Genomic DNA, 21,975 nt, shown 5'->3' with positions numbered 1-21,975 from the left:
CTGGCGGTTTTGTTCGTGCTCACAATGTACCCTCAAATTTCGGTACCGGCCGGGCCGCCGCTTCTGCGTCCGTCGTCGCCTTGCCGTTTTTTCTGATATCCTCGATCAGCCACTGCATCTCCTTGATCTCGCGGCGCTGGGCCCGGATGATCTTGTCGGCGAGTTCGCGCACCCGCCGATCTTCGATATTGGCGCGTTCGCTGGTCAGGATCGCGATCGAGTGGTGGGGGATCATCGCATTCTGCCAGGCCTGGTCGGAAATCGTGTCCTGCGAGCGGACCAGATAGAGCGAGCCGGCAAACAACAACGCCGCGCCGCCCAGGATCAAGGCATTTTTGCGCTTGTCTTCATACATGCCGAGCATGAACAACAGCATGATGATAGCCATCGCGCCGCCCATGTAGAGCGCCATCCAGCTGCGGGTTTCGCTGTAATGGACATGATCAAGCGCATAAGTGTTGAGATACATCAGACCGAACATGACCAGCGTCGAAGTGGCAATCATAGCGATAAATCTGGTATATTTTGACATATTATGTCCCCTTCAAACTGATCCGGATTCATACCTGCTGGGGGTATTATACGCCTGAACAAGCCGAAAGTTCCGTTACAGCTGCTTCCGCCTGAGCCGCAGGGCGTTGCCGATCACCGATACGGAGGAGAGGCTCATCGCGGCCGCGGCAATCATCGGGCTGAGCAAGATTCCGAACCAGGGATATAAGATGCCCGCCGCAACCGGCACACCCAGCGCATTGTAGAAAAATGCAAAGAACAGATTCTGCCGGATATTGGTCATGGTCAGCTGGCTGAGATGCCGCGCCTTGGCAATGCCGCCCAGATCCCCCTTGACCAGGGTAATACCGGCGCTTTCCATGGCGACGTCGGTGCCGGTGCCCATGGCGATGCCGATGTCGGCCTTGGCCAGCGCCGGTGCGTCGTTGATGCCGTCGCCGGCCATCGCCACCCGTTTACCGGCCGCCTGCAATTCGCTGATCACCCGATGCTTGTCTTCCGGTGAGACATTGGCGTGAATTTCGTCGATGCCGATCATTCTGCCAACCGCCTGCGCCGTCGCTTCGGCGTCACCAGTCAGCATGACCACATGGATGCCGGCCTTGTGCAATGCCTTGATCGCCTCCACCGAACTCGGCTTGATCGGGTCGGCGACACCGATCAGGCCCGCCGCTTTGCCATTGATCGCGACAAACATCACGGTCTGGCCCTGCGAGCGGCCGTCCTGCGCTTTCGCCGCCAGTGCAGTGCTGGTCGCGCCCAGCCGGTCCATCATCTTTTCATTGCCGATGGCGACCCGCTTGTTCTGGACCGTCGCCTCCACGCCTTCGCCGGTGACTGATTGAAAGTCGCTCGCTGCCTCGAATGCCAGGCCCTTTTCCTTTGCCCCTCCGACAATCGCAGCGGCCAATGGATGTTCACTTGCCATCTCGATTGCAGCGACAAGGGCCAGCATTTCATCACCATCAAAGCCCTGTTCCGGTTCGACCGATACCAGCTTTGGCTTGCCTTCGGTGAGGGTGCCGGTCTTGTCGACGACGATGGTGTCAATCTTTTCAAAAGTTTCAAGCACTTCGGCATTTTTGATCAGGATGCCATTTTGCGCGCCTTTACCGGTGCCGACCATGATTGACATTGGTGTGGCAAGGCCGAGGGCACAGGGACAGGCGATAATGAGGACGGCGACGGCATTGACAAGGCCGTAAGCCAATGCCGGCTCCGGCCCCCAGATTGCCCAGACGATGAAAGTTGCAATGGCTATCAGAACGACTGCGGGCACAAAAAGACCTGCCACGGTATCGGCAAGTTTCTGGATCGGCGCGCGGCTGCGCTGTGCTTCGGCGACCATCTGAACAATTTTTGCCAGCAGCGTGTCCTTGCCGACGCGCTCGGCGGTCATGATGAAACTGCCGGTCTGATTGACCGTGCCACCGGTGACAACGTCGCCCTCGGCTTTCTGTACCGGGATGGGTTCGCCAGTGATCATCGCCTGGTCAATGGTGCTCGAGCCCTTGGCGATGGTGCCATCAACCGGAATTTTCTCGCCGGGGCGGACCCGCAGCCGGTCACCCGACTGGACCAGATCGAGCGAAATTTCTTCTTCCGAACCATCGGCATTGATCCGCCTGGCAACCGGTGGAGCCAGTTCCAGAAGCGCGCGCAGGGCGCTGGAGGTCTGGCCGCGCGCCTTCAGTTCCAGCACCTGTCCCAGGAGCACCAGAGTGGTTATCACGGCGGCGGCTTCATAATAGACGGCAACGCCGCCATCATGGCCGCGGAAGGCCGCGGGGAAGATGTTCGGAAACAGCGTCGCAACCAGACTGAACCCATAAGCCATCGCAACGCCCAGCCCGATCAGGGTAAACATGTTCAGGTTCATGCTTTTTAAGGATTGCACGCCGCGCACAAAGAACGGCCAGGCGCCCCAGAGAACGACCGGCGACGCCAGCAGCAACTGTATCCAGTTCGCGGTGCCGGGATCGAACAGTGATGCAAACGGCTGGCCCGGGATCATGTCTCCCATGGCGTAGAGGAACAGCGGCAGGGAAAATACCGCACTCACCCAGAAGCGTCGGCGCATATCGATATATTCGGGATCCGGGCCGCTATCGAGCGAGAAGGTTTCCGGTTCCAGTGCCATCCCGCAGATCGGACAGGAGCCGGGTCCTTCCTGGCGGATCTGTGGGTGCATCGGACAGGTGTAAATAGTGCCTTCGGGCGCATCTTCCTGTGCGGCCAACGGATTGGGCGAAAGATAGCGATCCGGATCGGCGACAAATTTCGTGCGGCAACCGGCGGAGCAGAAATGATATTCCTGATCGGCGTGATGCGCGTGATGTTGGGTCTTGCCGGGATCGACGGTCATGCCGCAGACCGGGTCTTTGACCGGCGCGGCGCTGTCGGCGTGGTCGTGAGGCAACGCGGAATCCGTCATTTCGACATCCTTTTCGGTGGCGATCAATATACCCTATGGGGGTATATATGATTTGTTGATGAAGGAGTCAACGTCGCTGTTTGCAGGGCCTGCAGCAAGGCGACCGCAGCACATACCAAAAGCCCCACATCACCGGGACAGCGACATGGGGCGGATGGTCATATAATGACAGGATGCCGGTCAAAGGCCATCAGGGTTCAATCGGGCTTTTGATCCGGCGCTGCTGGCGACGCCATATTGCCATGATCCATCTTGCTATGGTCCATCTTACTATGGTCCATCTTACTATGGTCCATCTTACTATGGTCCATCTTGCCATGGTCCACCTTGCTATGGTCCACCTTGCTATGGTCCATCTTGTCGCCGGTCATCATCTGACAGGCCATTTTTCCGTCCTTGTCCTTCTTGCAGCATTTCATTTTGCCATCTTCCATCTTCTCGCACTCGTGGCCATCATGACCCCCCGCGTGATTGGCGGCAAATGCCGGCGCTGGCGCGCTGACAGCGAAAATAGCGGCGGCGATCGAAAGCGTAAATTTCTTCATTTTCAATTCCTTATGTGGTTGATTTAATTATAGCTGGCGAAGATGCGCTGCCCCTTTGGGCCGAAGGCGATCACCTGATAGGGCTGTTTCAGATCCCCCTGTTCCATACCGGGTGATCCGACCGGCATGCCCGGGACCGCGATGCCGGTTACATCCTGCGGTTTTTCACGCAGCAATTTCCGGATGGCCTCTGCCGGGACATGCCCCTCGATGACATAGCCTTCGACGATCATCGTATGGCAGGAGCGCAGGTTAGCGGGAACGCCGTGCAGATCCTTGACCGTCTGCATGTCGGCATTTTCTGCGGTGACTTCCGCATCAAGGCCTTCGGCAGCATGGTCCGCCCAATCCAGACAGCAGCCGCAGCCAGCGTCCCGGTACATGGTATAGCTTGCCGCCTGAGCGGCAGTCGAACAGGCTGCCAGCGACACCAGCAGCAGTCCGGCAGCGCTTGTGTCCCGCATGGCTTTTGCCATCGCTCCGATCATCAATCTTTCCTTTCACATTCCCATGTGGTTGGGGCCCAGAGACATTTCCGCTCCCCAATAATGTTGCAACAATAACGCAACGGCTAGACCGGCAAGAATGAACCGGAGCAGAATTCGTCCGGGTTTCGCGCGATATGTCACAATCGCGGCACTCACCCCCGCTAACGCAATCGCGGTGCCTGTCCAGCGGTGCAGCCCGAGCGTTTCCGAGCGATCCGACAGTCGGAACCCAGCCGCCAGCCAGCCCAGCAATGCCGCCAATATTCCGCCCGCTGCGCCGGTATAAACGAGAAAACGTACGGTCGGCTCCAAGCCCGATGCAGGGCGCGCGACCAGAATAAGTTCGGCGAGACCCGCAGCCAAAAACAGAGCGATCGGGAAATGAACAAGAGCAGGATGCAGTCGACCGAGAAAATCTGTGAGGCTGAAGGCTGCGTCCTGGCGATTCGTGGCCATCATCTCGCTGTGAATATCCGCAGACATCTCGCTACTGGTTGCATCAGCGCTGTTTGCCTCGTCTGCCGACGCACCAGTCGCGCCGTCATGTACTTTCTGCGCGGCCTGTTTCATCTCTGCCATCTCGGCGTCGGTCATGTCCTTGCGATGTGCTTCATGCGCATAGGCTGTTGAAATCGACATCGCGACGATGATCATCAGCACCAGCAAGGAGATCCACCTGGTCACCGTTTCACTTTTTCAAACAGGTCGATCAGTTCGTCAAATTTCTCTTTCTGCTCGGCAGCGCTGCCGGTGGCAATGGCTTCGCTGACGCAGCAGGCGGCATGATCCTTGAGGATCTGGCTCTCGACCTTGGCCAGCGCCGACTTGACCGCCTGCACCTGATGCAGGATATCGATACAATAGCGGTCGTCGCTGATCATCTGGGCGATGCCGCGCACCTGCCCCTCGATCCGCCGGAGCCGGTTGATTTTCTGATCCACTGCACCTTTGGCCATGTTTTCCCTCTTGTCTTGGTACCCTATGGGGGTATATATGAACCTATGCAACATTCCAAGATGAAATATTCCCGCCGCACGATGATTGGCTCACTCGCTGCTTTGAGTGGACTCGCTGCCCTGCCAATGCCTGCCTGGGCGATGGGAAAAATGGGTGGTCCGGTCCGCAAGGGGATGGACGAACTTTCCGGAGCGAAGATCGACCTGCATATTGCCACCGGCCGCTTTACCACCGGCGGCCGTTCGGGTCATGCGATTGCGGTCAATGGCACGGTGCCGGGACCGCTGATCCGGATGAAGGAAGGCGAGCCGACCCTGCTGTCTGTGCACAATATGCTGGATGAAGACAGTTCGGTCCATTGGCACGGGCTGCTCCTGCCCTTCCAGTTTGACGGGGTGCCGGGGATCAGCTTTCCCGGGATCAAGCCCGGTGCGCGCTTCGACGTGCCGCTGACGCCCCGCCAGTCAGGCACCTACTGGTGGCACAGCCATTCGGGCCTTCAGGAACAGGCCGGCCATTATGGCCCGATCATCATCGACCCCGCCGGACCCGATCCGGTCGGCTATGACCGCGAGCATATCGTGCTGCTGAGCGAATTCACGCCGATGCACCCGCATATGATCATGAAGAAGCTCAAGGTTTCCGAGGGCTATTTCAGCCGGCAGAAGACCAGCTCCACCGACGATTATCCGCTGAGCGCGGAAGAGCGGCTGATGTGGGGACGGATGCGGATGATGCCGACCGATATCGCCGATGTCTCGGCGCCGACGTACAGCTATCTGATCAACGGCCACGGGCCCGACGACGGTCTGGAACTGCCGTACCGGCCCGGCGAGCGGGTGCGACTGCGGATCATCAACGGCAGCGCGATGACCTTCTTCAATGTCCGCCTGCCCGGCCTGCCGATGACGGTGGTCCAGGCGGATGGCCAGAATGTGCAGCCGGTCGAGGTCGATGAACTGCAGATCGGGGTGGCCGAGACCTATGACGTGATCGTGACGCCGACGGAAGCAGGCAGTTTCGCGATTGCAGCGGAGAGCATGGACCGCAGCGGCATGGCGCAGGCCTCGCTGACGTCGCAGCCGGGCCGCAAGGCCGCCTTCCCTGCGCTGCGCGATCCGCCGTTGCTGTCGATGGTCGATATGGGCCATGGCGGGATGGATCATGACGGCATGGACCATGGCGGCGAGGGCGAAAAACCCGCCCCGGCGATGGACCATTCGACGATGGACCATGGCAAGATGGATCATGCAGCGATGGGCCACGCGATGCCAGCCGCTCCCGACCCGCATAGCGGGCATGATATGGGCGCCGGGGATGGGGCGATGATGGACATGTCCGGCGGCATGAATATGCGCGACACCTCGCTGCTGCCCGACACGGTCAAGGTCGGGCCCGGCATCGATATGGTGGCGATGGCGCCGCAGGACCGCACCGGCTATCCGGGGCTTGGCCTCGATGATGTGCCGCACCGCGTGCTCAACTACCGGATGCTGCAATCGCTGGACATGGACCACCACAAGCGCGCGCCGGACCGGGAGATGGTGCTGCATCTGACCGGCAATATGGAACGCTATATGTGGTCGTTCGACGGCAGGAAGTTCAGCGCGGTCGGTGACGATCCGATCCGCTTTGGCTATGACGAGCGGGTGCGGGTGAAACTGGTCAACGACACAATGATGGCGCATCCAATCCATTTGCACGGCATGTTTTTCGAAGTGGTCAACGGCCAGGGCCATCATCAGCCGAAGAAGCATACGGTGATTGTCCAGCCCGGCAGCAGCGCGACATTTGACGTGACCACCGACGAGCCGGGCGACTGGGCCTTTCACTGCCATCTGCTCTATCATATGCACGCCGGGATGATGCAGACGGTCAGCATCGCCTTTCCGGGGGACGCGTGATGCTCCGGAAATTCCTGACCCTGTTGGCGGCATCGACCGCAGCCGCGCCGTTGATGGCGCAGGATCATGGCCAGATGGATCATGGCCAGATGGATCACAGCGGGCATCAGATGCCTGCCGCGGACGCCGAGCCGGAAATCGATCATAGCCAGATGGACCATGGCAGCGTAGAAGCGCAGCCGATCGACCATGAGCAAATGGATCATGGCGCGATGGGGCATGAAGGCCCTGCTCCCGCGCCGACAGCCGCCATTCCGAATGCCGAGACCGGCCCGCCCAATGCGGCGGACGCGATCTGGGGGGCGGATGCGATGCGTGCCTCGCGCGAAGCCGTTTATGACGAGCATGGCAATATGCGGCTGTTCTGGTTTCAGGGCGACCGGCTGGAATATCGCGCGCGGAGCGGCAAGGACGGCTATCTATGGGATGTGCAGGGCTATTATGGCGGCGATATCCATAAATTCTGGTTCAAGAGCGAGGGCGAGGGCAGCTTTGGCGAGCCGATCGAGGATGCCGAGGTGCAGGCGCTGTACAGCCGCGCGATCGCGCCCTTTTTCGATCTCCAGGCCGGTGTCCGGCAGGACCTGACTGGCCCGGAACGCACCCACGCCGCGATCGGCATCCAGGGCCTCATGCCCTATATGTTCGAGGTCGATGCTGCGGCCTTCCTGTCCACGAAGGGTGATCTGACGGCGCGGATCGAAGCGGAATATGACCAGCGCCTCACCCAGCGCCTAATCCTGCAACCGCGCGCCGAGGTGAATCTGTCGGCGCAGGACATAGCGGAGCTGGGCATCGGCAGCGGCATCGACAATCTCGAGCTGGGGCTGCGCCTGCGCTACGAGATCGTGCCGGAATTTGGTCCTTATATCGGCGTCGAACAGGAATGGAAACTGGGCGGCAGCCGCGATTTTGCGCGGGCAGCGGGCGAGGATGCGAGCGTTACCAATTATGTGGTCGGGGTGCGGTTCTGGTTTTAAGCGCGCCGTGATTTAGAACGATCCGATTGCCCCGAGTCTGTCGAAGGCGGATTTCGCGAAGGGTGCTTCGACAGGCTCAGCACGAACGGGATATGGCCTCGAGGCGCTAGCCCAAGTCGAGCTATTCGGCGGTTGAGCTTTTGCTGGTCAGTGTGCCGATCAGCTTTGCCGCCAACAGGCCCAGCGCGATCGCAAGGACGTCGGCTCCAAAATCCATCCAGTCGGCCTCGCGGCCAAATCCCATGACCAGTTGCAGCAGTTCGATAGCGCCGCCGAGCAGCGTCAGCAGAAGGAACAGGATGGCGAGCTTTAGCCGCGGCCACAACAGGCGGGCCATGAAGGACAGCGTGAAAAAGGCCAGAATATGGTTGAGCTTGTCATCGGTCGAAACGCTTGGCGCGTCGTCGGCGGGGATGAGCGCCAAGATGAGGATGATGCCGAGCAATAGCCAGAAAGCCAGGCGAAACATATTTTGAACGGTCATCAAGGTCCCCTAGGGGGCGGACTATTGCCCATCGGTTAACGGACGGCGGCAATTTTTGCTCTCCAATATGCCTGGCGCCAAGTCAACCATTCGCCCTGAGCCTGTCGAAGGGCGGCTTGCGCGAAGGGTGCTTCGACAGGCTCAGAACGAACGGGATATTTGGGTCAGGCTTGAAGAATAGTGGACCGGCTGGTCAATTCACCCCGCGATCCTGCCCTTCCCAATAAGGCGCACGCAACTCTCGCCGCAGGATCTTGCCCGAGGCATTGCGCGGCAGTTCGGGGATCACATCGACGGTTTTCGGTACCTTGAACCCGGCGATCCGCTCTCTCGCCCAGTTGATGATGCTGTCGGTGTCGATATCGCCGGCGTCGCCCTTGGGGGAGATCACTGCCTTGACCGCTTCACCCCATTTGGCGTCGGGGATACCGATCACCGCGACTTCGTTGACCTGCGGGTGGCCGAAGATGGCGTTTTCGACTTCCGCCGGATAGACATTTTCGCCGCCGGTGATGATCATGTCCTTGACCCGGTCCTTGATGTAGAAATAGCCATCCTCGTCCATCACCGCCGCGTCGCCGGTGTAGAGCCAGCCGTCGGCGTCGACCGTCTCGGCGGTTTTCTCCAGATTGTTGAAATAATGCAGCATGTTGAGACCGCTGCGCGTGGCGATTTCGCCGATCGTGCCGGGCGGCACTTCCTGACGGTTTTCGTCGACAATCTTCAGTTCGACGCTGGGCAGCGCAACCCCGATGCCGCGCATCCGCTCGTTGCCGGCCGGGTCATGATCCTCCGGCGGCAGGATGCAGATCGTGCCGGTCGTCTCGGTCATGCCATATTGCTGACAGAACAGGGCCTTGGGCATGGTCTGGAGGCACTGGCGGAGCAGTTCCAGCGGGATGGGCGCAGCGCCATAGGTGACGCTGCGCACGCTCGAGAAATCGGTATCTTTCGCGCGCGGCCAGTTGACCAGCATCTGCAGCGCGGTCGGCACGAGGAAAAACTGGTTGAGCCCCTTGTCGATGCAGTCGATCACGCTGTCGGGATGGAATTCCGGGATCACCATCATTGTTGCGCCATTGTAGAAGGCGATCGGGCCAATGCCGGAGCCGGCGATATGCGCGCAGGGCATCACCGCCAGCGTGCTGTCGCCCGGTTTCAGATCGATCCAGGCATGTTCCGGCTTGTCCTCGACCAGCGGCCGCAGCTTGAACAGATTGTCATTGGTCAGCACCGCACCCTTGGGATTGCCGGTGGTGCCGGAGGTGTAGAGTTGCAGAACGCCTTCCGCCGGATCGGTCTCTGGCAGGTCGCCGGGAGCGGTATCGGCGACAAAATCGGCCAGTGTCGGCAGGTCGGTGCCGGACCCGGTGCAGAGGATTGTCGGGCTATGGCCAGCTGCCTGCGCCGCCTGTTGCGCGGTTTCCGCAAAACCCGGTTCGCAGATCAGCAGCGGAGCGCTGGTATCTTTCAGGACATAGGCGACTTCGGGGGCAGCGAGACGCCAGCCAATCGGCGCGATCACCATGCCGGCGCGGCTGGCGGCGGCAAACAGGGTGAAATAGAGGCCGCTGTTCTTGCCGAGCCAGCAGATGCGGTCACCCTTGTTCAGGCCGGAACCAGTGAAAGCGCGCGCATATGCGGCGGCCCGCATGTCCAGTTCGGCATAGCTGACCAGACCGTCGGCATCATCGATCGCGATATTGTCAGGGGTTTTCTTCGCCCAATGGGCAATGGAAGATCCCATGCAGCGTCTTGTTTCCGGCATTTATCCGCTCCTATCTATTTTGAGACCCTGTTAATCGGGTGGTTAAGGCAAGGCAAGGGGAACGGGCTTCCACCCATCCTCTTTAGAGGAGGGGCTTAATCGTGCTTTCTGTAGACCAGCGAAATATTATTGGCGGGCATCTCGGTCAGGCGCTCGCGGGCGAAACCGCTCCGCATCGCCAGCTCGTCCATGTCGGCGACATCGCGCAGGCCCCAGCGCAGGTCACGGCTTTTCAGGCTCCGTTCGAAGGCGAGATTACCCGGCGACGTTTCGACCTCGGCGCGCAGATAGGGGCCGTAGAGATAGAGCGGTGCGCCCTGATCAAGAAGGCCGCCGGCCTTTTTGAACAGGCCGATGCTGGATTCCCACGGGCTTATATGGACCATGTTGATGCACAGGATGGCCGCCGGTTTGGACACCTCCCACTGCGCCGCCTGCGCATCGAGCTGCTTCGGCGGCAGGACATTGGTCACGGCCTCGCGCTTCGTCCAGGCGACGATCGACTGACAACAGGCGGGATCGGGGTCGCTGGGCTGGAAGGCCAGGTCAGGAAATTTCATTCCGAAATAGACGGCATGCTCGCCGGTGCCGCTGGCGATTTCCAATATGGTGCCCTTATCGGGCAGGACCTCGCGCAATATGGCAACAATTGCATCGCGGTTGCGCTCGGTGGCGGGGGCATGGCGCTGCTCTCCGGGTGCAGCGTCAGCGATGGTCCAGGGTTTGGGATCAGTCATGTGCGGGTCTCTCTATAATCATGCGCCGCCAGATTGCCGCGAGAAAGCTGCCGATCACGACATGATAGACCGCCGATATGGCGCTTGGTACCGGGGCGAGGGCCGCCTGCATCGGGGTTGCGAATTGCGCGGCGAAGCCGGGGGTGGCGGCGAGGCTGGAACCAAGGCCGCTATTCTGCATGCCGACCTCGATGCTGATCGTGCGGCTCTCCTGCTCGCCAAAGCCGATGCCCCTGGTGATCAGATAGCCGAGACCGAAACCGAAGGCGTGGAGCAGGAATATTGCCAGCATCAGCACCCCGAAATGGTCCTCGATCAGCGCCTTGCTGTTGGCGATAAAGCCGCCGACGATCAATATCACAACAATCACCGACGCAAGCGGCGACATGGTCGCGATCCTTTCCGTCAGCCGGGGCAGATAGCGGTTGAGCAGGACCCCGGCGATCACCGGCAGCAAAACGATCGCGACCATGTTGATGAACAGGTTCCACTGGTCGATCTCGACATATTTTCCAGCGAGCAGGCCGGTCAGCAGCGGCGTCGCGATGACCGCGACCAGGGTCGAGGCCATGGTCATGGTCACCGACAGGGCAAGATTGGCGTTGGCGAGATAGGCGACGACATTGGAGGCGGTGCCGCCGGGACAGCAGGCAACCAGGATCAGACCGACGGCAAGCCCGGCCTCCAGCCCGAAGGCCATCGCGAGGCCGATTCCTGCCAGCGGCATCACCGTGAATTGCAGGGCCACCCCTGCCCCGACGCATTTCGGGATTTTCGCGATTCTTCTGAAATCGTCAAAGGAGAGGGTCAGGCCCATGCCGAGCATGATCAGCCCGAGCATCACGCTGACCAGCGGCTGGCCAAGCGGGCGGAAGCGGCCATCGACGACCCAGAGAAAATGCTCGGGGACGAACCATGCCCAGGCTGTCCCCAATATTGTCCACAGGGCGAAGAGATTGGTCAGGCGATGGATCATGATGGCTCGCTCTCCGTATTGCCGTTCGCACTGAGCCTGTCGAAGGGCAACGATCGACCGGAACCTGTCCGTCGACAAGCTCAGGACGAACGGAACATCAGAACGTCGCTGCGGTGCAAGCCGCTATTCCGCAGCTTCAGCAAATTCCTCCGGTTCCGTCCATACCAATTTCGGATTGCGCGCAGCCTGGGTTTCATCGAGGCGACGACGCGGAGCGAAATGGGGGGCGGTTTTCAGTCGTTCATCGCCAGCCTTCGCCCGCTCGGCCACCGAACGGAAGGCACCGATAAACTGGTCGATTGCTGCCTTGCTTTCGGTCTCGGTCGGCTCGACCAGCATTGCCCCGTGCACCACCAGCGGGAAATACATGGTCATCGGATGATAGCCTTCGTCGATCATGCCCTTGGCGAGGTCGAGCGTGGTGAGGCCATTGGTAAAGCCCTTGTCCGAGAATAGCGCCTCGTGCATGCACGGGCCGCTATGGGCGAAGGGCGCGTCGAGAATGTCTTCGAGGCTGCGCAGGATATAATTGGCGTTGAGCACGGCGTCTTCGGCCACCTGTTTCAGGCCGTCGGCCCCATGGCTCAGCATATAGGTCAGCGCCCGGGTGAACATGCCCATCTGGCCGTGGAAGGCGGACATCCGGCCGAAGCTGTGGGGATGGTCCTCGTCTGCCGTTTCCTCCTCGATCAGACGGAAATGCCCGTCCGCATCGCGGGCCGTGAAGGGCAGCGGGCCGTAAGGCGAAAGCGCTTCGGACAGGACGACCGGTCCCGATCCCGGACCACCACCACCGTGCGGGGTCGAGAAGGTCTTGTGCAGGTTGATGTGCATGGCATCGATACCAAGGTCGCCGGGCCGGACCTTGCCGACAATCGCGTTGAAATTGGCACCGTCGCAATAGACAAAGCCGCCCGCTTCGTGGACCGCATCGGAAATCGCCTTCATGTCGGGTTCGAACAGGCCGCAGGTATTGGGGTTGGTGATCATCACGCCGGCGACATCGGGGCCGAGCCGCGCCTTCAGTGCCTCGAGATCCACCCGGCCATCGCTGTTGGCAGGAATATCCTCCACCTTGTAGCCAGCAAAAGCTGCGGTGGCGGGGTTGGTGCCATGCGCGCTTTCCGGAACGAGAATGACTTCCCGCGCATCGCCGCGCGCTTCGAGCGCCGCCCGGATGCAGAGGATGCCGCACAGTTCGCCATGGGCACCGGCCTTGGGCGTCATCGCGACGCCGTGCATGCCGGTTAGCTTGATCAGCCACATCGCCAGCTCGTTGATCACGCCAAGCGCACCCTGGACACTTTCCACCGGTTGCAGCGGGTGGATGTCGGCAAAGCCTTTCAGCCGCGCCATTTTCTCGTTGAGCCGGGGGTTATGCTTCATGGTGCAGCTGCCGAGCGGGACCAGGCCGACATCGATAGCGTAATTCTGGCGGCTGAGCCGGGTGTAGTGGCGCACCATTTCTGCCTCGGAGAGGCCCGGAACGGCAATCGGACTGGTCCGCTCCAGTCCGCTCAGGCGGCTTTCCACTTGCGGGGCATCCGGCAGGTCGACACCACTGCGGTCGGGTGAACCGGTTTCGAAGATCAAAGGCTCGTCAACCATCAGCGCGCGGTTGCCGCTATGGGTGGGATTTGCGGTTTGTTCAGGCATGATCAGATTTTCTTCCTGTTTGGTGGGGCGACCGGCGGCGAGCATGCTCATGCCAGGGCTCCTTCCAGCGCCGTCGCCAGGGCTTCGACGTCATCATCGCTGACCGTTTCGGTGACCGCCACGACCAGGCCATGGGCGAGCGGTTCTTCGTCCGGATAGAGTCGGCCGAGCGACACACCGGCGAGAATCCGCTGATCGGCCAGAGCGCGCACAATCGGTCGCGCATCCTTGTCCAGAACCAAGGTGAACTCATTGAAAAAGCTATCGTTCATCAGCTCCACGCCAGAGATGGCCGACAGCCGGTCCGCCGTCTGCACCGCCTTCTTGTGATTGAGCATCGCCAGCTGGCGCAGACCCTTTTCGCCGAGCAGCGTCATGTGCGCGGTAAAGGCGAGCGCGCACAGGCCGCTGTTGGTACAGATATTGGAGGTCGCCTTTTCACGGCGGATATGCTGTTCGCGGGTCGAGAGCGTCAGGACGAAGCCACGCTTGCCCTCGGCATCGACGGTCTCGCCGCACAGCCGGCCCGGCATCTGGCGGACATATTTTTCCTTGCAGCCAAACAGGCCGACATAGGGTCCGCCGAATTGCAGGCCGACGCCGAGCGACTGACCCTCGCCAACGACGATATCCGCACCCATTTCGCCGGGAGACATGATCGCGCCCAGCGCGACCGGTTCGGTAACCACCGCGATTAACAGTGCCTTGTGCTGCTTTGCCCTGGCCGCCAGTTCAGACATGTCGGCGATGCGACCCAGGATGTCGGGATATTGCACGACGACGCAGCTGGTCTCATCATCGATCTGGTCGAGCAGGCTTTGGATATCGGTCGCGGCATCGACGCGCGGGGCTTCATAGGCCAGGCTATCCTTGGTAAATTTTGCCATGGTTCTGGCGACCGACACATAATGGGGATGCAGGCCCGACGACAGGATCGCCTTGCTCCGCTTGGTGATCCGACGGGCCATGGTGATCGCTTCCCAGCAGGCAGTCGAGCCATCGTACATCGAGGCATTGGCGACATCGACGCCGAACAGGCGCGCGACCTGGGTCTGGAATTCGAACAGGGTCTGCAGCGTGCCCTGGGCGATCTCCGGCTGGTAGGGCGTGTAGGCGGTCAAAAACTCACCGCGCTGGATGATATGGTCGACGCTGGCCGGCACATGGTGGCGATAGGCCCCTGCCCCGAGGAAGAAGGGCATGTCGCCGGCGGCGTGATTTTTTTTGGCCAGCGCCTTCATATGCGCTTCCACCGCCATCTCGCCCGCGTGCATCGGCAGGTCGTGGATCGGCCCGGTCAGCCGCGCTTGTTCCGGCACATCCACGAACAGATCGTCGATCGAGTCTACGCCAATGGTCGCCAGCATCGATTGCCGGTCTGCGGGGGTTAGCGGGAGATAACGCATTGCATATTTTCCTTAATCATAGGAGCATTTGAATTGATGTGGGTTGGATATCATCCGCTCGGTCGAAGCAAAATACGCCTTCCTGCCTACAATGGGAATTAACCCGCCCATAAATGACAACCTGTTTAAACTGGAAGAACTGCGCCTGAAAATCGATCCGATCAACAAGGCCGATACTCAGTCGCCGATCCATCGCCGCGTGCCATGCGTCTGTTTGACGGCTACCCTCTGAAACTAGGCGGGCATCATCGAGCGACTCATATAATCCGCAATTCAAACCGTAGCATTCATCTATCCAACCGATCACCGCGACTGATTTACCGTCCAAAGAGTGAATTTGCTCACGCACTTCCTTCACTGACATGGCATCGTCAGGTGGATTAAAGGTACATCCGGCTAGAAGCAGCATAACCGCGCATATGAGCAGTTTGGATCGCATTACAAACCGTCGACGAAGGCCTTATAGGCTTTTTCGTCCATCAGATCGTCGAGTTCATCCTTGTCCGACAGGGTCAGCCGGAAGAACCAGCCGTCTTCCTCGGCCGAGGTATTGACCAGACCCGGCTCGTCCTCGAGCGCTTCGTTGACCTCGATCACTTCGCCGGACACCGCAGCATAGACGTCGGACGCGGCCTTCACCGATTCCACCACCGCAGCATCGTCGCCCTGATCCAGTTCGGTGCCCACTTCCGGCACTTCGACAAACACGATATCGCCCAGCTGTTCCTGCGCATAGTCGGTGATCCCGACGGTCGCGGTGTCGCCTTCGACCTCGACCCATTCATGTTCATCGGTAAAATATCGGCTCATCGTCTTTTCCTCTTCCTGTCAATCTATGGCTTGGATTTGCGGTGGTAGTGATGCGGTACAAAGGGCATGTCGGCGACGGTGCAGGCGATGGCCTTGCCGCGCTGCTCGACGGTGATGGCGGTGCCGGTTGCCGACAGTTCCATCGGGACATAGGCCATAGCGATCGGACGCTGCAGCGTGGGCGAAAAACCGCCGCTGGTCACGTTACCAATGGTTGCGCCGGCGGCATCAACCACCGCTGCGCCATCGCGGATCGGTTGGCGGCCGTCGACGAACAGCCCGACGCGCCTCTTGTCGGCCTTGTCAGGATATTGCGCGAGCACGCGCTCTGCGCCGGCAAAATTCGCTTCTTCGCGCCGGGCCTTGGACAAGGCGAAATTAAGGTCCGCCTCGACCGGCAGGATATCGGCATCCATGTCATGGCCGTAGAGCGGCAGGCCGGCTTCCAAGCGGAGGCTGTCGCGCGCGCCCAAGCCGATCGGCCGCACTTCCTCCATTTCGGTCAAAGCGGTCACCAGAGCTACCGCATGCTCGGCAGGCACGCTGATTTCGAACCCGTCCTCGCCGGTATAGCCGGAGCGGCTGATGCCGAGCGGGATATCGTTCCACAGGAACGGGCCTGCTTCCATGAAATAGAGATCGGTTGGCTTCGGCCAGTCCGCTTGCAGCGGCTGGATGTCGAGCCGGGCCAGAGCAGCGGCAGCCTTGGGGCCTTGCAGCGCCAGCAAAGCCAGGTCCTGCAAATGGGTGAGCGTCAGGTGGTCGGGCAGCTGTCCGCGCATATAGACGATATCGTCATGCTTGGTCGCGCCGTTGACAACAAGATAGAGATGTTCGCCGGTGTTGGTGACCATCAGATCATCCAGGATTCCGCCATCCTCGGCAAGCAGCAAGGTATAGCGGATCTTGCCCGCAGCCAGCGCCGAGAGATTGCCTGGCGTGATCCGCTCCAGCGCATCGGCTGCGCCCTCGCCAATCAGCTGCAGTTGCCCCATATGCGACACATCAAACAGTCCCGCTTCGGTGCGGGTCCAGATATGCTCGGCCATCACGCCTTCATATTGCACCGGCATTTCATAGCCGGCAAACGGCACCATTCGTGCACCCAGCGCGCGGTGCCAGTCGCCGAGCGGCAGTTGGTGGAGATTTTCGGTGGTTTCACTCATCATATTTCCGCATCAAGAAGACAGCCCGCAGCAAAGCCCTGCAAAACTGCCCCCTCTGTCACGGAACCTGAGAGTTTCATCCCCCTTCGCCAGGGCTTTGGCGGACATGTCCGCCTCGGCAAGGCCAGGAAGATTTACCCCTTCGGTGGTCCACCCTGGCACGCCAGAGCGGACTCTTTCCAGAGTGCTTGTGAGATGATTGCGGTCCGGTGGCCTGAGAGTTTCCGGGGCGGTTGCTCCTTCGGCGGCTATTCGGTCTGGTGGGACAGAAAAACACTCTCCCGCAACATCTCATGATCCTTGTCCGGAGACAGGGATCAAAAAGCAGTCTCTTGACTGGATCAGTGGCTGGATGGAGTCAATGATTCTGTTGTGCGGTGCGGAATAAATTATCATGTTCCCGGTGCGCGAGTCTTTGGCAGCGAACGCCCCTGTCGCAGATCAAACCATCTTCCAGATGGCGTCATTTTCGTGGACATAGGTTCCCGGCAGGCTTTCCCCTATGAGCAGGATGATTGCGGCAGCCACATCGCTTGCCAGGATCGAACGATAACGGCGGAACCTGCCCTGTAGCAAAAGGTCCAGGACCGGGCTAGCGGCGATCGCCAGGCTTTCGCCGAGGCGGCTGTCGCCACCCCGCTCGCCGCGCAGCAGGCCGGGGCGGATGATGTCGAGCCGCTCGAATTGCTGCGCGCGGAGCAGATCTTCCGCCTCGCCTTTGGTCTTCAGGTAGAAACCGGACGCACTGCTGTCCGCCATGGTCGAGGATATGGCGATGAAATGTTTTGCTCCCGCTGCTTTGGCTGCGGCCGCGACAGCGCCGACCAGATCGCGGTCAACGGCAGCAAATTCTTCCTTCGAGCCCGCCTTTTTCATGGTTGAACCGAGGCAGGATATGGCGATTGCGGGTTTGATCCTTGCAATCGTCGCGGGCCAGTTTTCCTGCAGCTGGACATGAACCTTCGCCTTGCCGACCATTTCGCGATAGGGCCGCCGGAGCAGCAGGTGGAGATACTTGTCGGCCCCTTGCGCGACCAATTGCCGAGTCAGCAGAGCGCCGATCAGGCCGGTCGCTCCGACGAGCAGGATTTTATCGGCCATGGTCAGGATCTCCGCAGTCTGCCTCTCAATGAGCCGTCATAGCAGCGAAGACCTCTTTCCAAACCGGTTTTTTCGAGGGACGGGCAAATTTTGGCGCAGGACCGGCCTTCGCTCGGTGAAGGGCTTATCGTCTGCCGGGCAGATCGCCGAAGATTTCCATATGGCGGTTGCGGGCGTAGCGGTCGGTCATCCCGGCAAGAAAATCCGCGATATGCCGGATCCGCGCCGGTTCTTCTTCGGGCAAGACCGAGGCCCAGTCGGCCGGCATCAATTCCGGCTGTTCGCGATAGGCTGTCACCAGATCGGCGACCATCATCTTGCCCTCTTCGGCTGCCGCCATTTGCTCGGGATGGTTGTAGAGATTGTCGTACATGAAGCGCTTCAGCGCCCGTTCCTTTTCCGCCATCGCATCGGAAAAGCCGCCGATCATCTGCTTGGCTTCGCGCACGTCGTTTACGGATTGAACACCGAGTCGCTCGATTCGCGCGCGCGTGGTTTGCAGCACGTCATTGACCATCAGCCCGATCTGGTCGCGGATCAGTTCCGGCAGCAGCCGCTCGGGTGAAACATCGGCATAGCGGCCTTGAATGACCTGCCAGCGTTCGGCGATAAAGGGCAGTTCGAGCAATTGCTCCAGCGTCAGCAGCCCGGCCCGCATGCCGTCGTCAATATCATGATTGTCATAAGCGATATCATCGGCAATCGCCGCAATCTGTGCCTCCAGCGACGGCCAGCTGAGCAGATCGAGATTCATCGCGGCATTGGCTTCGGCCAATGCCCAGGTCGGCTGTTCCACCGGACCATTATGCTTGGCAAGGCCTTCGAGCATTTCCCACGTCAGGTTGAGGCCGTTCCAACGCGGATAGGGGGTTTCCAGTCGGGTCAAGGTCCGGATGGTCTGGGCATTATGATCAAAACCGCCATGATCGGCCAGTGCGTCCTGCAGCGCATCCTCGCCTGCATGGCCGAAAGGCGGATGGCCAATATCATGAGCTAGGCACAATGCCTCGGTCAGGTCTTCGTTCAGACCGAGCGCCCGTGCGAGCGTCCGGCCGATCTGCGCTACCTCGAGGCTATGGGTCAGGCGGACGCGATAATGGTCGCCATCGGGGGCGACGAAGACCTGGGTCTTGTGGCGCAACCGGCGGAAGGAAATCGAATGGATGATCCGGTCCCGATCGCGCTGGAAATCATCGCGTGGGCCGCGTGTGGAATCGCGTTGTTCATCATACAACCGGGCCCGGCTGCTTGCCGGATCGCTGGCATAGCTTTGCCACCGGGTCATTTGGCCAGCTCGTTGACCTCGACACCATCGGCGCTGGCCCACGCAAAAGCGTCGCCTCCACCCTTGAGATAATCCGCTTCAAAGGCCTTGGCCGCCTTGAAATCGTCGAACGGCCCCACCACCAGTCGCCGGGTCCTGCCCCATGGCGAGGTCCAGGCTTTCTGGCCCTTGAACAGGTCCGCCTGCTTCTTCGACATTCGGCGATAGTCAAATTTGAGCGCGCTGAGATCTGACCCGGTTGCGATCTGGACCCAGTAGCGCTTGGGATGGACCGGCTCTTTCGGTTTGGCCGGGATTTTCTCGGCCGGCTTGGCAATGATTTTGGGCTTTGGCTTGGCCGGTTCGATTTCATCCAGATTGACCGGAACCACCGCAGGTCTCGTCTCCCGTTCGGGGATATTGATACCCCTGATAATATCGGCAAGCGGTCTCATCGCCGGTGTGGCTTCGCCGGTACCGCCGGAGGCGGTGCGCGATTGGGCGAGATCGAAGCTGATCAGGTTAACCGGGCCACCGCTCCTGTCCTCGCCTCCGGGCGGGGATGGCTCGACGCGCTGCGAAGCCGGCTGACCGAGAGGCTGACGACCGGCAATTTCCACTTTGCGCTCCACCGTTTGCGAAACCAGTACGGGCGGCTTGCTGACACCGAGCGTGGTTGCAAAGCCGGGAGCAGCGGTGCTGCTGTCCGCAATGGTCCCGGGGGCCTTGATTGCGGCGGTCTGGACCGGTTGTGGCTGAATCTGTGCCGGTGCGGGTGTCGGTGCGGGTGTGGGTGTGGGTGTTGATCTTGGAGGTGGTACGGGCGCTGGAGCCGGTTGAATCGCGGCGATGCTGGTGGAACGACCGGAACTTTCCGCGGCCAAGGCTGGCCCATCCGTCGGGACGGGTTGGACAACCTCATTTTTCCTCTGCTGCCGGCTTGATTCGCGGTTCATCATTCTGCGTTCCGCCGAGCCGGGTCGCCGTCGCGGTGACTTGTCAGGCATGGCAAGCACGCGCGGGCGCTGGACATCAGAACCCAGAGCCTCTCCGACCGGAATCAGACCGGCATCCGCGCCGTCACCGCCTCTGGCGGCCAGCGTGGACGCGAGTTGCACTGCGGCAACATCGACACCAATATTCTCGCTGGCGGGGAAATGACCGAAATGGACAGCCGCTGCCTTTTGCGCGGCTGTCAGTTTGGGCATGCGGTCAAAAAAGGGCTTGATGGCCTGCGCCATTCTCCGTTCCATCGTCTTTTCGACAATATCCTCGGCGTCGTCTTTCCTGCCATTCATCGCGTAAATGAAGGCCCGGTTGCGCCAGGCGTCACGGTCGCTTTTTTGCAGCAGCGGGTTGAGCTGCGCCTCGGCCTGATTCACATCACCGCTGATCCCCAGCGATATTGCATAGCGGCCGATCAGTTGATCGGTAGCGCCATAGCTCATCGCCAGTGCATAATCCTTTTGGGCATCCCGGTTCCGCCCGATCAGGTCATAAGCGAGGCCGCGATCGGCTGCGATTTCGCGAAGGGCTATGCCGTTGGCCACCGCCTGATCAAAATAGCGGATCGCGCCGAACGGATTCTCTTCTGCCAGCAGCGCCCTGCCCAGTCCTGCCTTCACCCGGCCACTGGAACCATATATCTGGTCTGCCTTGGCGAGAAAACCGATCGCTGCACGCAAATCGCCCAGTTCGAGCGCCGCCATGCCGGCATCGGCAAGCGCAGACGAATCGTTCGAATTGAGCGCAATGCGGCGCAGCGCATCCTGCAGATTGTCGCTATTCGACTGAGCGCCGGATTGGGCAACAGCAGCCTGATGCGGGACAGCCAGAACCATGAACGCAGCGGACAGGGGCAGCAAAATTTTATATCGATGTTTCACAAGATCTATAGAGGAATGATTGCGCATGAAATCAATCGTTCTTGCGAGCCGTTAAGGCCAATGGTGGCAAGCGAAAGACAAACTCCCTCGCGCTGCCCCATCAGCCGGTCCGTGCATCTGGTCGTGACCCGTGCTTACTGATTGTTCTGCCGGTTCAAAAAGCGCGGGATATCGAGTGGATCGCGCGATTTTTCGTCGTCGCCATCATCATCGTCATCGCTTTTTGAGCCGCCCCGAGTCAGGTTCGACATCCGTTCGAACAGCGTTCCGCCGCCGGTGGCGACGCGCGGTGCCGGTCTCGCCGGAGGGCTGGCAGGCGCTTTTGCCTCTTCATCATGCTGAATGGAATCGTCGCCCAGCACCAGTTCGTCTTCTTCCGGTTCCGGCTCTGACGATGCCATGCCCGGGGTCAGCGAAGCGAAGGATGGTGTCGGACCGTAATTTTCTTCGTCATCATCGCCGTAGGTTGCGACGGGAGCGGCCGGGGCCTCGGGTTCGACTTCCATGCTTGGTTCAAGTTCGATTACGGCTTCGGGCTCTTCAACCGTTTCCTCCTCGCTCTCGTCGCTTGCAATCGAATCCGCAAAGCTCGGTGGTACGGAGGTTTCGTCCGTCTGGCGCGCCGGGCTGCTCATGGCGAATGAAGCCGCAGGTGCGGTGGAAGACTTGCTGCCTTCGCTGTCAATGCCGGTTGCCACAACCGAAACTCGGATACGCCCGTCCAGATTGGGATTGAACGCGCTGCCCCAGATGATATTAGCGTCCGGGTCGACCAGTTCGCGAATATGATTGGCGGCCTCGTCGACTTCCATCAGACGCATGTCTTCGCCGCCGGTGATGGAGACGATGACACCCTTGGCGCCCTGCATCGACACGCCGTCGAGCAACGGATTGGCAATG

General features: G+C 60.4%; 20 protein-coding genes, 1 pseudogene and 1 riboswitch. Of the genes and pseudogenes, 3 read left to right on the top strand and 18 right to left on the bottom strand.

The window, feature by feature from the left end:
• Positions 1 to 19: 19 nt before the first annotated feature.
• From ACEW8J_RS09380 to ACEW8J_RS09355, 6 genes are all read right to left on the bottom strand, one after another.
• Positions 20 to 532 carry a DUF305 domain-containing protein gene (locus ACEW8J_RS09380; protein ID WP_373491374.1) on the bottom strand — a complete coding sequence of 171 codons (513 nt, stop codon included), beginning with the start codon at positions 530 to 532 and terminating at the stop codon, positions 20 to 22.
• A gap of 75 nt (positions 533 to 607) precedes the next feature.
• Positions 608 to 2,947 carry a heavy metal translocating P-type ATPase gene (locus ACEW8J_RS09375; protein WP_373491373.1) on the bottom strand — a complete coding sequence of 780 codons (2,340 nt, stop codon included), beginning with the start codon at positions 2,945 to 2,947 and terminating at the stop codon, positions 608 to 610.
• 197 nt (positions 2,948 to 3,144) lie between these two features.
• Entirely contained in the window at positions 3,145 to 3,492 is a 348-nt protein-coding gene (locus ACEW8J_RS09370) for a hypothetical protein (protein ID WP_373491372.1), read from the bottom strand.
• A gap of 23 nt (positions 3,493 to 3,515) precedes the next feature.
• Entirely contained in the window at positions 3,516 to 3,980 is a 465-nt protein-coding gene (locus tag ACEW8J_RS09365) for a DUF411 domain-containing protein (protein WP_373491371.1), read from the bottom strand.
• Positions 3,981 to 3,992: 12 nt separating this feature from the next.
• Positions 3,993 to 4,640 (bottom strand): DUF2231 domain-containing protein, encoded by a 648-nt coding sequence (locus ACEW8J_RS09360; protein ID WP_373491382.1) that lies wholly within the window; start codon positions 4,638 to 4,640, stop codon positions 3,993 to 3,995.
• A 20-nt stretch (positions 4,641 to 4,660) separates the two neighbouring features.
• Positions 4,661 to 4,936: a metal-sensitive transcriptional regulator gene (locus tag ACEW8J_RS09355; RefSeq protein WP_373491370.1), complete on the bottom strand. Its 276-nt coding sequence runs from the start codon at positions 4,934 to 4,936 to the stop codon at positions 4,661 to 4,663.
• Between the two features lie 60 nt (positions 4,937 to 4,996).
• On the opposite strand from ACEW8J_RS09355, the gene ACEW8J_RS09350 reads away from it, so the two are divergent.
• Positions 4,997 to 6,841 carry a copper resistance system multicopper oxidase gene (locus tag ACEW8J_RS09350; RefSeq protein ID WP_373491369.1) on the top strand — a complete coding sequence of 615 codons (1,845 nt, stop codon included), beginning with the start codon at positions 4,997 to 4,999 and terminating at the stop codon, positions 6,839 to 6,841.
• Positions 6,841 to 7,821 (top strand): copper resistance protein B, encoded by a 981-nt coding sequence (locus ACEW8J_RS09345; RefSeq protein ID WP_373491368.1) that lies wholly within the window; start codon positions 6,841 to 6,843, stop codon positions 7,819 to 7,821. Before ACEW8J_RS09350 ends, ACEW8J_RS09345 begins: the two co-directional genes overlap by 1 nt.
• Before the next feature lie 121 nt (positions 7,822 to 7,942).
• On the opposite strand, the gene ACEW8J_RS09340 is transcribed toward ACEW8J_RS09345, so the two are convergent.
• From ACEW8J_RS09340 to gcvPA, 6 genes are all read right to left on the bottom strand, one after another.
• A complete protein-coding gene (locus ACEW8J_RS09340) occupies positions 7,943 to 8,305 on the bottom strand; it encodes a hypothetical protein (RefSeq protein WP_373491367.1) in 363 nt (120 codons plus the stop codon).
• 193 nt (positions 8,306 to 8,498) lie between these two features.
• Positions 8,499 to 10,073, bottom strand: a complete 1,575-nt coding sequence (locus ACEW8J_RS09335; RefSeq protein ID WP_373491366.1) for a long-chain-fatty-acid--CoA ligase — start codon at positions 10,071 to 10,073, stop codon at positions 8,499 to 8,501.
• A gap of 95 nt (positions 10,074 to 10,168) precedes the next feature.
• Complete coding sequence (locus tag ACEW8J_RS09330) at positions 10,169 to 10,810, bottom strand: DUF938 domain-containing protein (RefSeq protein WP_373491365.1); 642 nt, start codon at positions 10,808 to 10,810, stop codon at positions 10,169 to 10,171.
• The gene (locus ACEW8J_RS09325; RefSeq protein ID WP_373491364.1) at positions 10,803 to 11,786 is read right to left on the bottom strand and encodes a bile acid:sodium symporter family protein; all 984 of its coding nucleotides are present in this window, start codon (positions 11,784 to 11,786) and stop codon (positions 10,803 to 10,805) included. Before ACEW8J_RS09325 ends, ACEW8J_RS09330 begins: the two co-directional genes overlap by 8 nt.
• Before the next feature lie 123 nt (positions 11,787 to 11,909).
• Positions 11,910 to 13,493: an aminomethyl-transferring glycine dehydrogenase subunit GcvPB gene (gcvPB, locus tag ACEW8J_RS09320; RefSeq protein WP_373491363.1), complete on the bottom strand. Its 1,584-nt coding sequence runs from the start codon at positions 13,491 to 13,493 to the stop codon at positions 11,910 to 11,912.
• Complete coding sequence (gene gcvPA, locus ACEW8J_RS09315) at positions 13,490 to 14,848, bottom strand: aminomethyl-transferring glycine dehydrogenase subunit GcvPA (protein WP_373491362.1); 1,359 nt, start codon at positions 14,846 to 14,848, stop codon at positions 13,490 to 13,492. The genes gcvPB and gcvPA overlap by 4 nt, the downstream gene beginning before the upstream one ends.
• A 43-nt stretch (positions 14,849 to 14,891) precedes the next feature.
• Between gcvPA and ACEW8J_RS09310 the strand changes: the two genes are divergently transcribed.
• Positions 14,892 to 15,080 carry a hypothetical protein gene (locus tag ACEW8J_RS09310; RefSeq protein WP_373491361.1) on the top strand — a complete coding sequence of 63 codons (189 nt, stop codon included), beginning with the start codon at positions 14,892 to 14,894 and terminating at the stop codon, positions 15,078 to 15,080.
• A 206-nt stretch (positions 15,081 to 15,286) separates the two neighbouring features.
• Here the strand turns inward: ACEW8J_RS09310 and gcvH are convergent, their stop codons facing one another.
• The 6 genes and pseudogenes from gcvH to ACEW8J_RS09280 form a co-directional block, all read right to left on the bottom strand.
• Positions 15,287 to 15,658, bottom strand: coding sequence for a glycine cleavage system protein GcvH (gene gcvH / locus ACEW8J_RS09305; RefSeq protein WP_373491360.1), 372 nt, complete (start codon positions 15,656 to 15,658; stop codon positions 15,287 to 15,289).
• 23 nt (positions 15,659 to 15,681) lie between these two features.
• Entirely contained in the window at positions 15,682 to 16,824 is a 1,143-nt protein-coding gene (gene gcvT, locus ACEW8J_RS09300) for a glycine cleavage system aminomethyltransferase GcvT (RefSeq protein ID WP_373491359.1), read from the bottom strand.
• Between the two features lie 192 nt (positions 16,825 to 17,016).
• Positions 17,017 to 17,118: riboswitch (glycine riboswitch) on the bottom strand.
• A 147-nt stretch (positions 17,119 to 17,265) separates the two neighbouring features.
• Positions 17,266 to 17,925: an NAD(P)H-binding protein gene (locus ACEW8J_RS09295; protein ID WP_373491358.1), complete on the bottom strand. Its 660-nt coding sequence runs from the start codon at positions 17,923 to 17,925 to the stop codon at positions 17,266 to 17,268.
• Positions 17,926 to 18,049: 124 nt separating this feature from the next.
• Positions 18,050 to 19,210 (bottom strand): deoxyguanosinetriphosphate triphosphohydrolase, encoded by a 1,161-nt coding sequence (locus ACEW8J_RS09290; RefSeq protein ID WP_373491357.1) that lies wholly within the window; start codon positions 19,208 to 19,210, stop codon positions 18,050 to 18,052.
• Positions 19,207 to 21,075 (bottom strand): SPOR domain-containing protein, encoded by a 1,869-nt coding sequence (locus tag ACEW8J_RS09285; protein WP_373491356.1) that lies wholly within the window; start codon positions 21,073 to 21,075, stop codon positions 19,207 to 19,209. The genes ACEW8J_RS09290 and ACEW8J_RS09285 overlap by 4 nt, the downstream gene beginning before the upstream one ends.
• A gap of 134 nt (positions 21,076 to 21,209) precedes the next feature.
• Positions 21,210 to 21,975: pseudogene (locus ACEW8J_RS09280) on the bottom strand (cell division protein FtsZ); the annotation flags it as partial.

This window comes from Parasphingorhabdus sp., assembly GCF_041748495.1.
GTDB lineage: Bacteria > Pseudomonadota > Alphaproteobacteria > Sphingomonadales > Sphingomonadaceae > Parasphingorhabdus.
This window is presented reverse-complemented; position numbering and strand designations above follow the sequence as displayed.

What these genes read in the sequence shown, in the direction of transcription:
- ACEW8J_RS09380 (WP_373491374.1), bottom strand. Translation starts at nt 532, where the DNA reads ATGTCAAAATATACCAGATTTATCGCTATGATTGCCACTTCGACGCTG.
- ACEW8J_RS09375 (WP_373491373.1), bottom strand. Translation starts at nt 2,947, where the DNA reads ATGACGGATTCCGCGTTGCCTCACGACCACGCCGACAGCGCCGCGCCG.
- ACEW8J_RS09370 (WP_373491372.1), bottom strand. Translation starts at nt 3,492, where the DNA reads ATGAAGAAATTTACGCTTTCGATCGCCGCCGCTATTTTCGCTGTCAGC.
- ACEW8J_RS09365 (WP_373491371.1), bottom strand. Translation starts at nt 3,980, where the DNA reads ATGATCGGAGCGATGGCAAAAGCCATGCGGGACACAAGCGCTGCCGGA.
- ACEW8J_RS09355 (WP_373491370.1), bottom strand. Translation starts at nt 4,936, where the DNA reads ATGGCCAAAGGTGCAGTGGATCAGAAAATCAACCGGCTCCGGCGGATC.
- ACEW8J_RS09350 (WP_373491369.1), top strand. Translation starts at nt 4,997, where the DNA reads ATGAAATATTCCCGCCGCACGATGATTGGCTCACTCGCTGCTTTGAGT.
- ACEW8J_RS09345 (WP_373491368.1), top strand. Translation starts at nt 6,841, where the DNA reads ATGCTCCGGAAATTCCTGACCCTGTTGGCGGCATCGACCGCAGCCGCG.
- ACEW8J_RS09340 (WP_373491367.1), bottom strand. Translation starts at nt 8,305, where the DNA reads ATGACCGTTCAAAATATGTTTCGCCTGGCTTTCTGGCTATTGCTCGGC.
- ACEW8J_RS09335 (WP_373491366.1), bottom strand. Translation starts at nt 10,073, where the DNA reads ATGCCGGAAACAAGACGCTGCATGGGATCTTCCATTGCCCATTGGGCG.
- ACEW8J_RS09330 (WP_373491365.1), bottom strand. Translation starts at nt 10,810, where the DNA reads ATGACTGATCCCAAACCCTGGACCATCGCTGACGCTGCACCCGGAGAG.
- ACEW8J_RS09325 (WP_373491364.1), bottom strand. Translation starts at nt 11,786, where the DNA reads ATGATCCATCGCCTGACCAATCTCTTCGCCCTGTGGACAATATTGGGG.
- gcvPB (WP_373491363.1), bottom strand. Translation starts at nt 13,493, where the DNA reads ATGAGCATGCTCGCCGCCGGTCGCCCCACCAAACAGGAAGAAAATCTG.
- gcvPA (WP_373491362.1), bottom strand. Translation starts at nt 14,848, where the DNA reads ATGCGTTATCTCCCGCTAACCCCCGCAGACCGGCAATCGATGCTGGCG.
- gcvH (WP_373491360.1), bottom strand. Translation starts at nt 15,658, where the DNA reads ATGAGCCGATATTTTACCGATGAACATGAATGGGTCGAGGTCGAAGGC.
- gcvT (WP_373491359.1), bottom strand. Translation starts at nt 16,824, where the DNA reads ATGAGTGAAACCACCGAAAATCTCCACCAACTGCCGCTCGGCGACTGG.
- ACEW8J_RS09295 (WP_373491358.1), bottom strand. Translation starts at nt 17,925, where the DNA reads ATGGCCGATAAAATCCTGCTCGTCGGAGCGACCGGCCTGATCGGCGCT.
- ACEW8J_RS09290 (WP_373491357.1), bottom strand. Translation starts at nt 19,210, where the DNA reads ATGACCCGGTGGCAAAGCTATGCCAGCGATCCGGCAAGCAGCCGGGCC.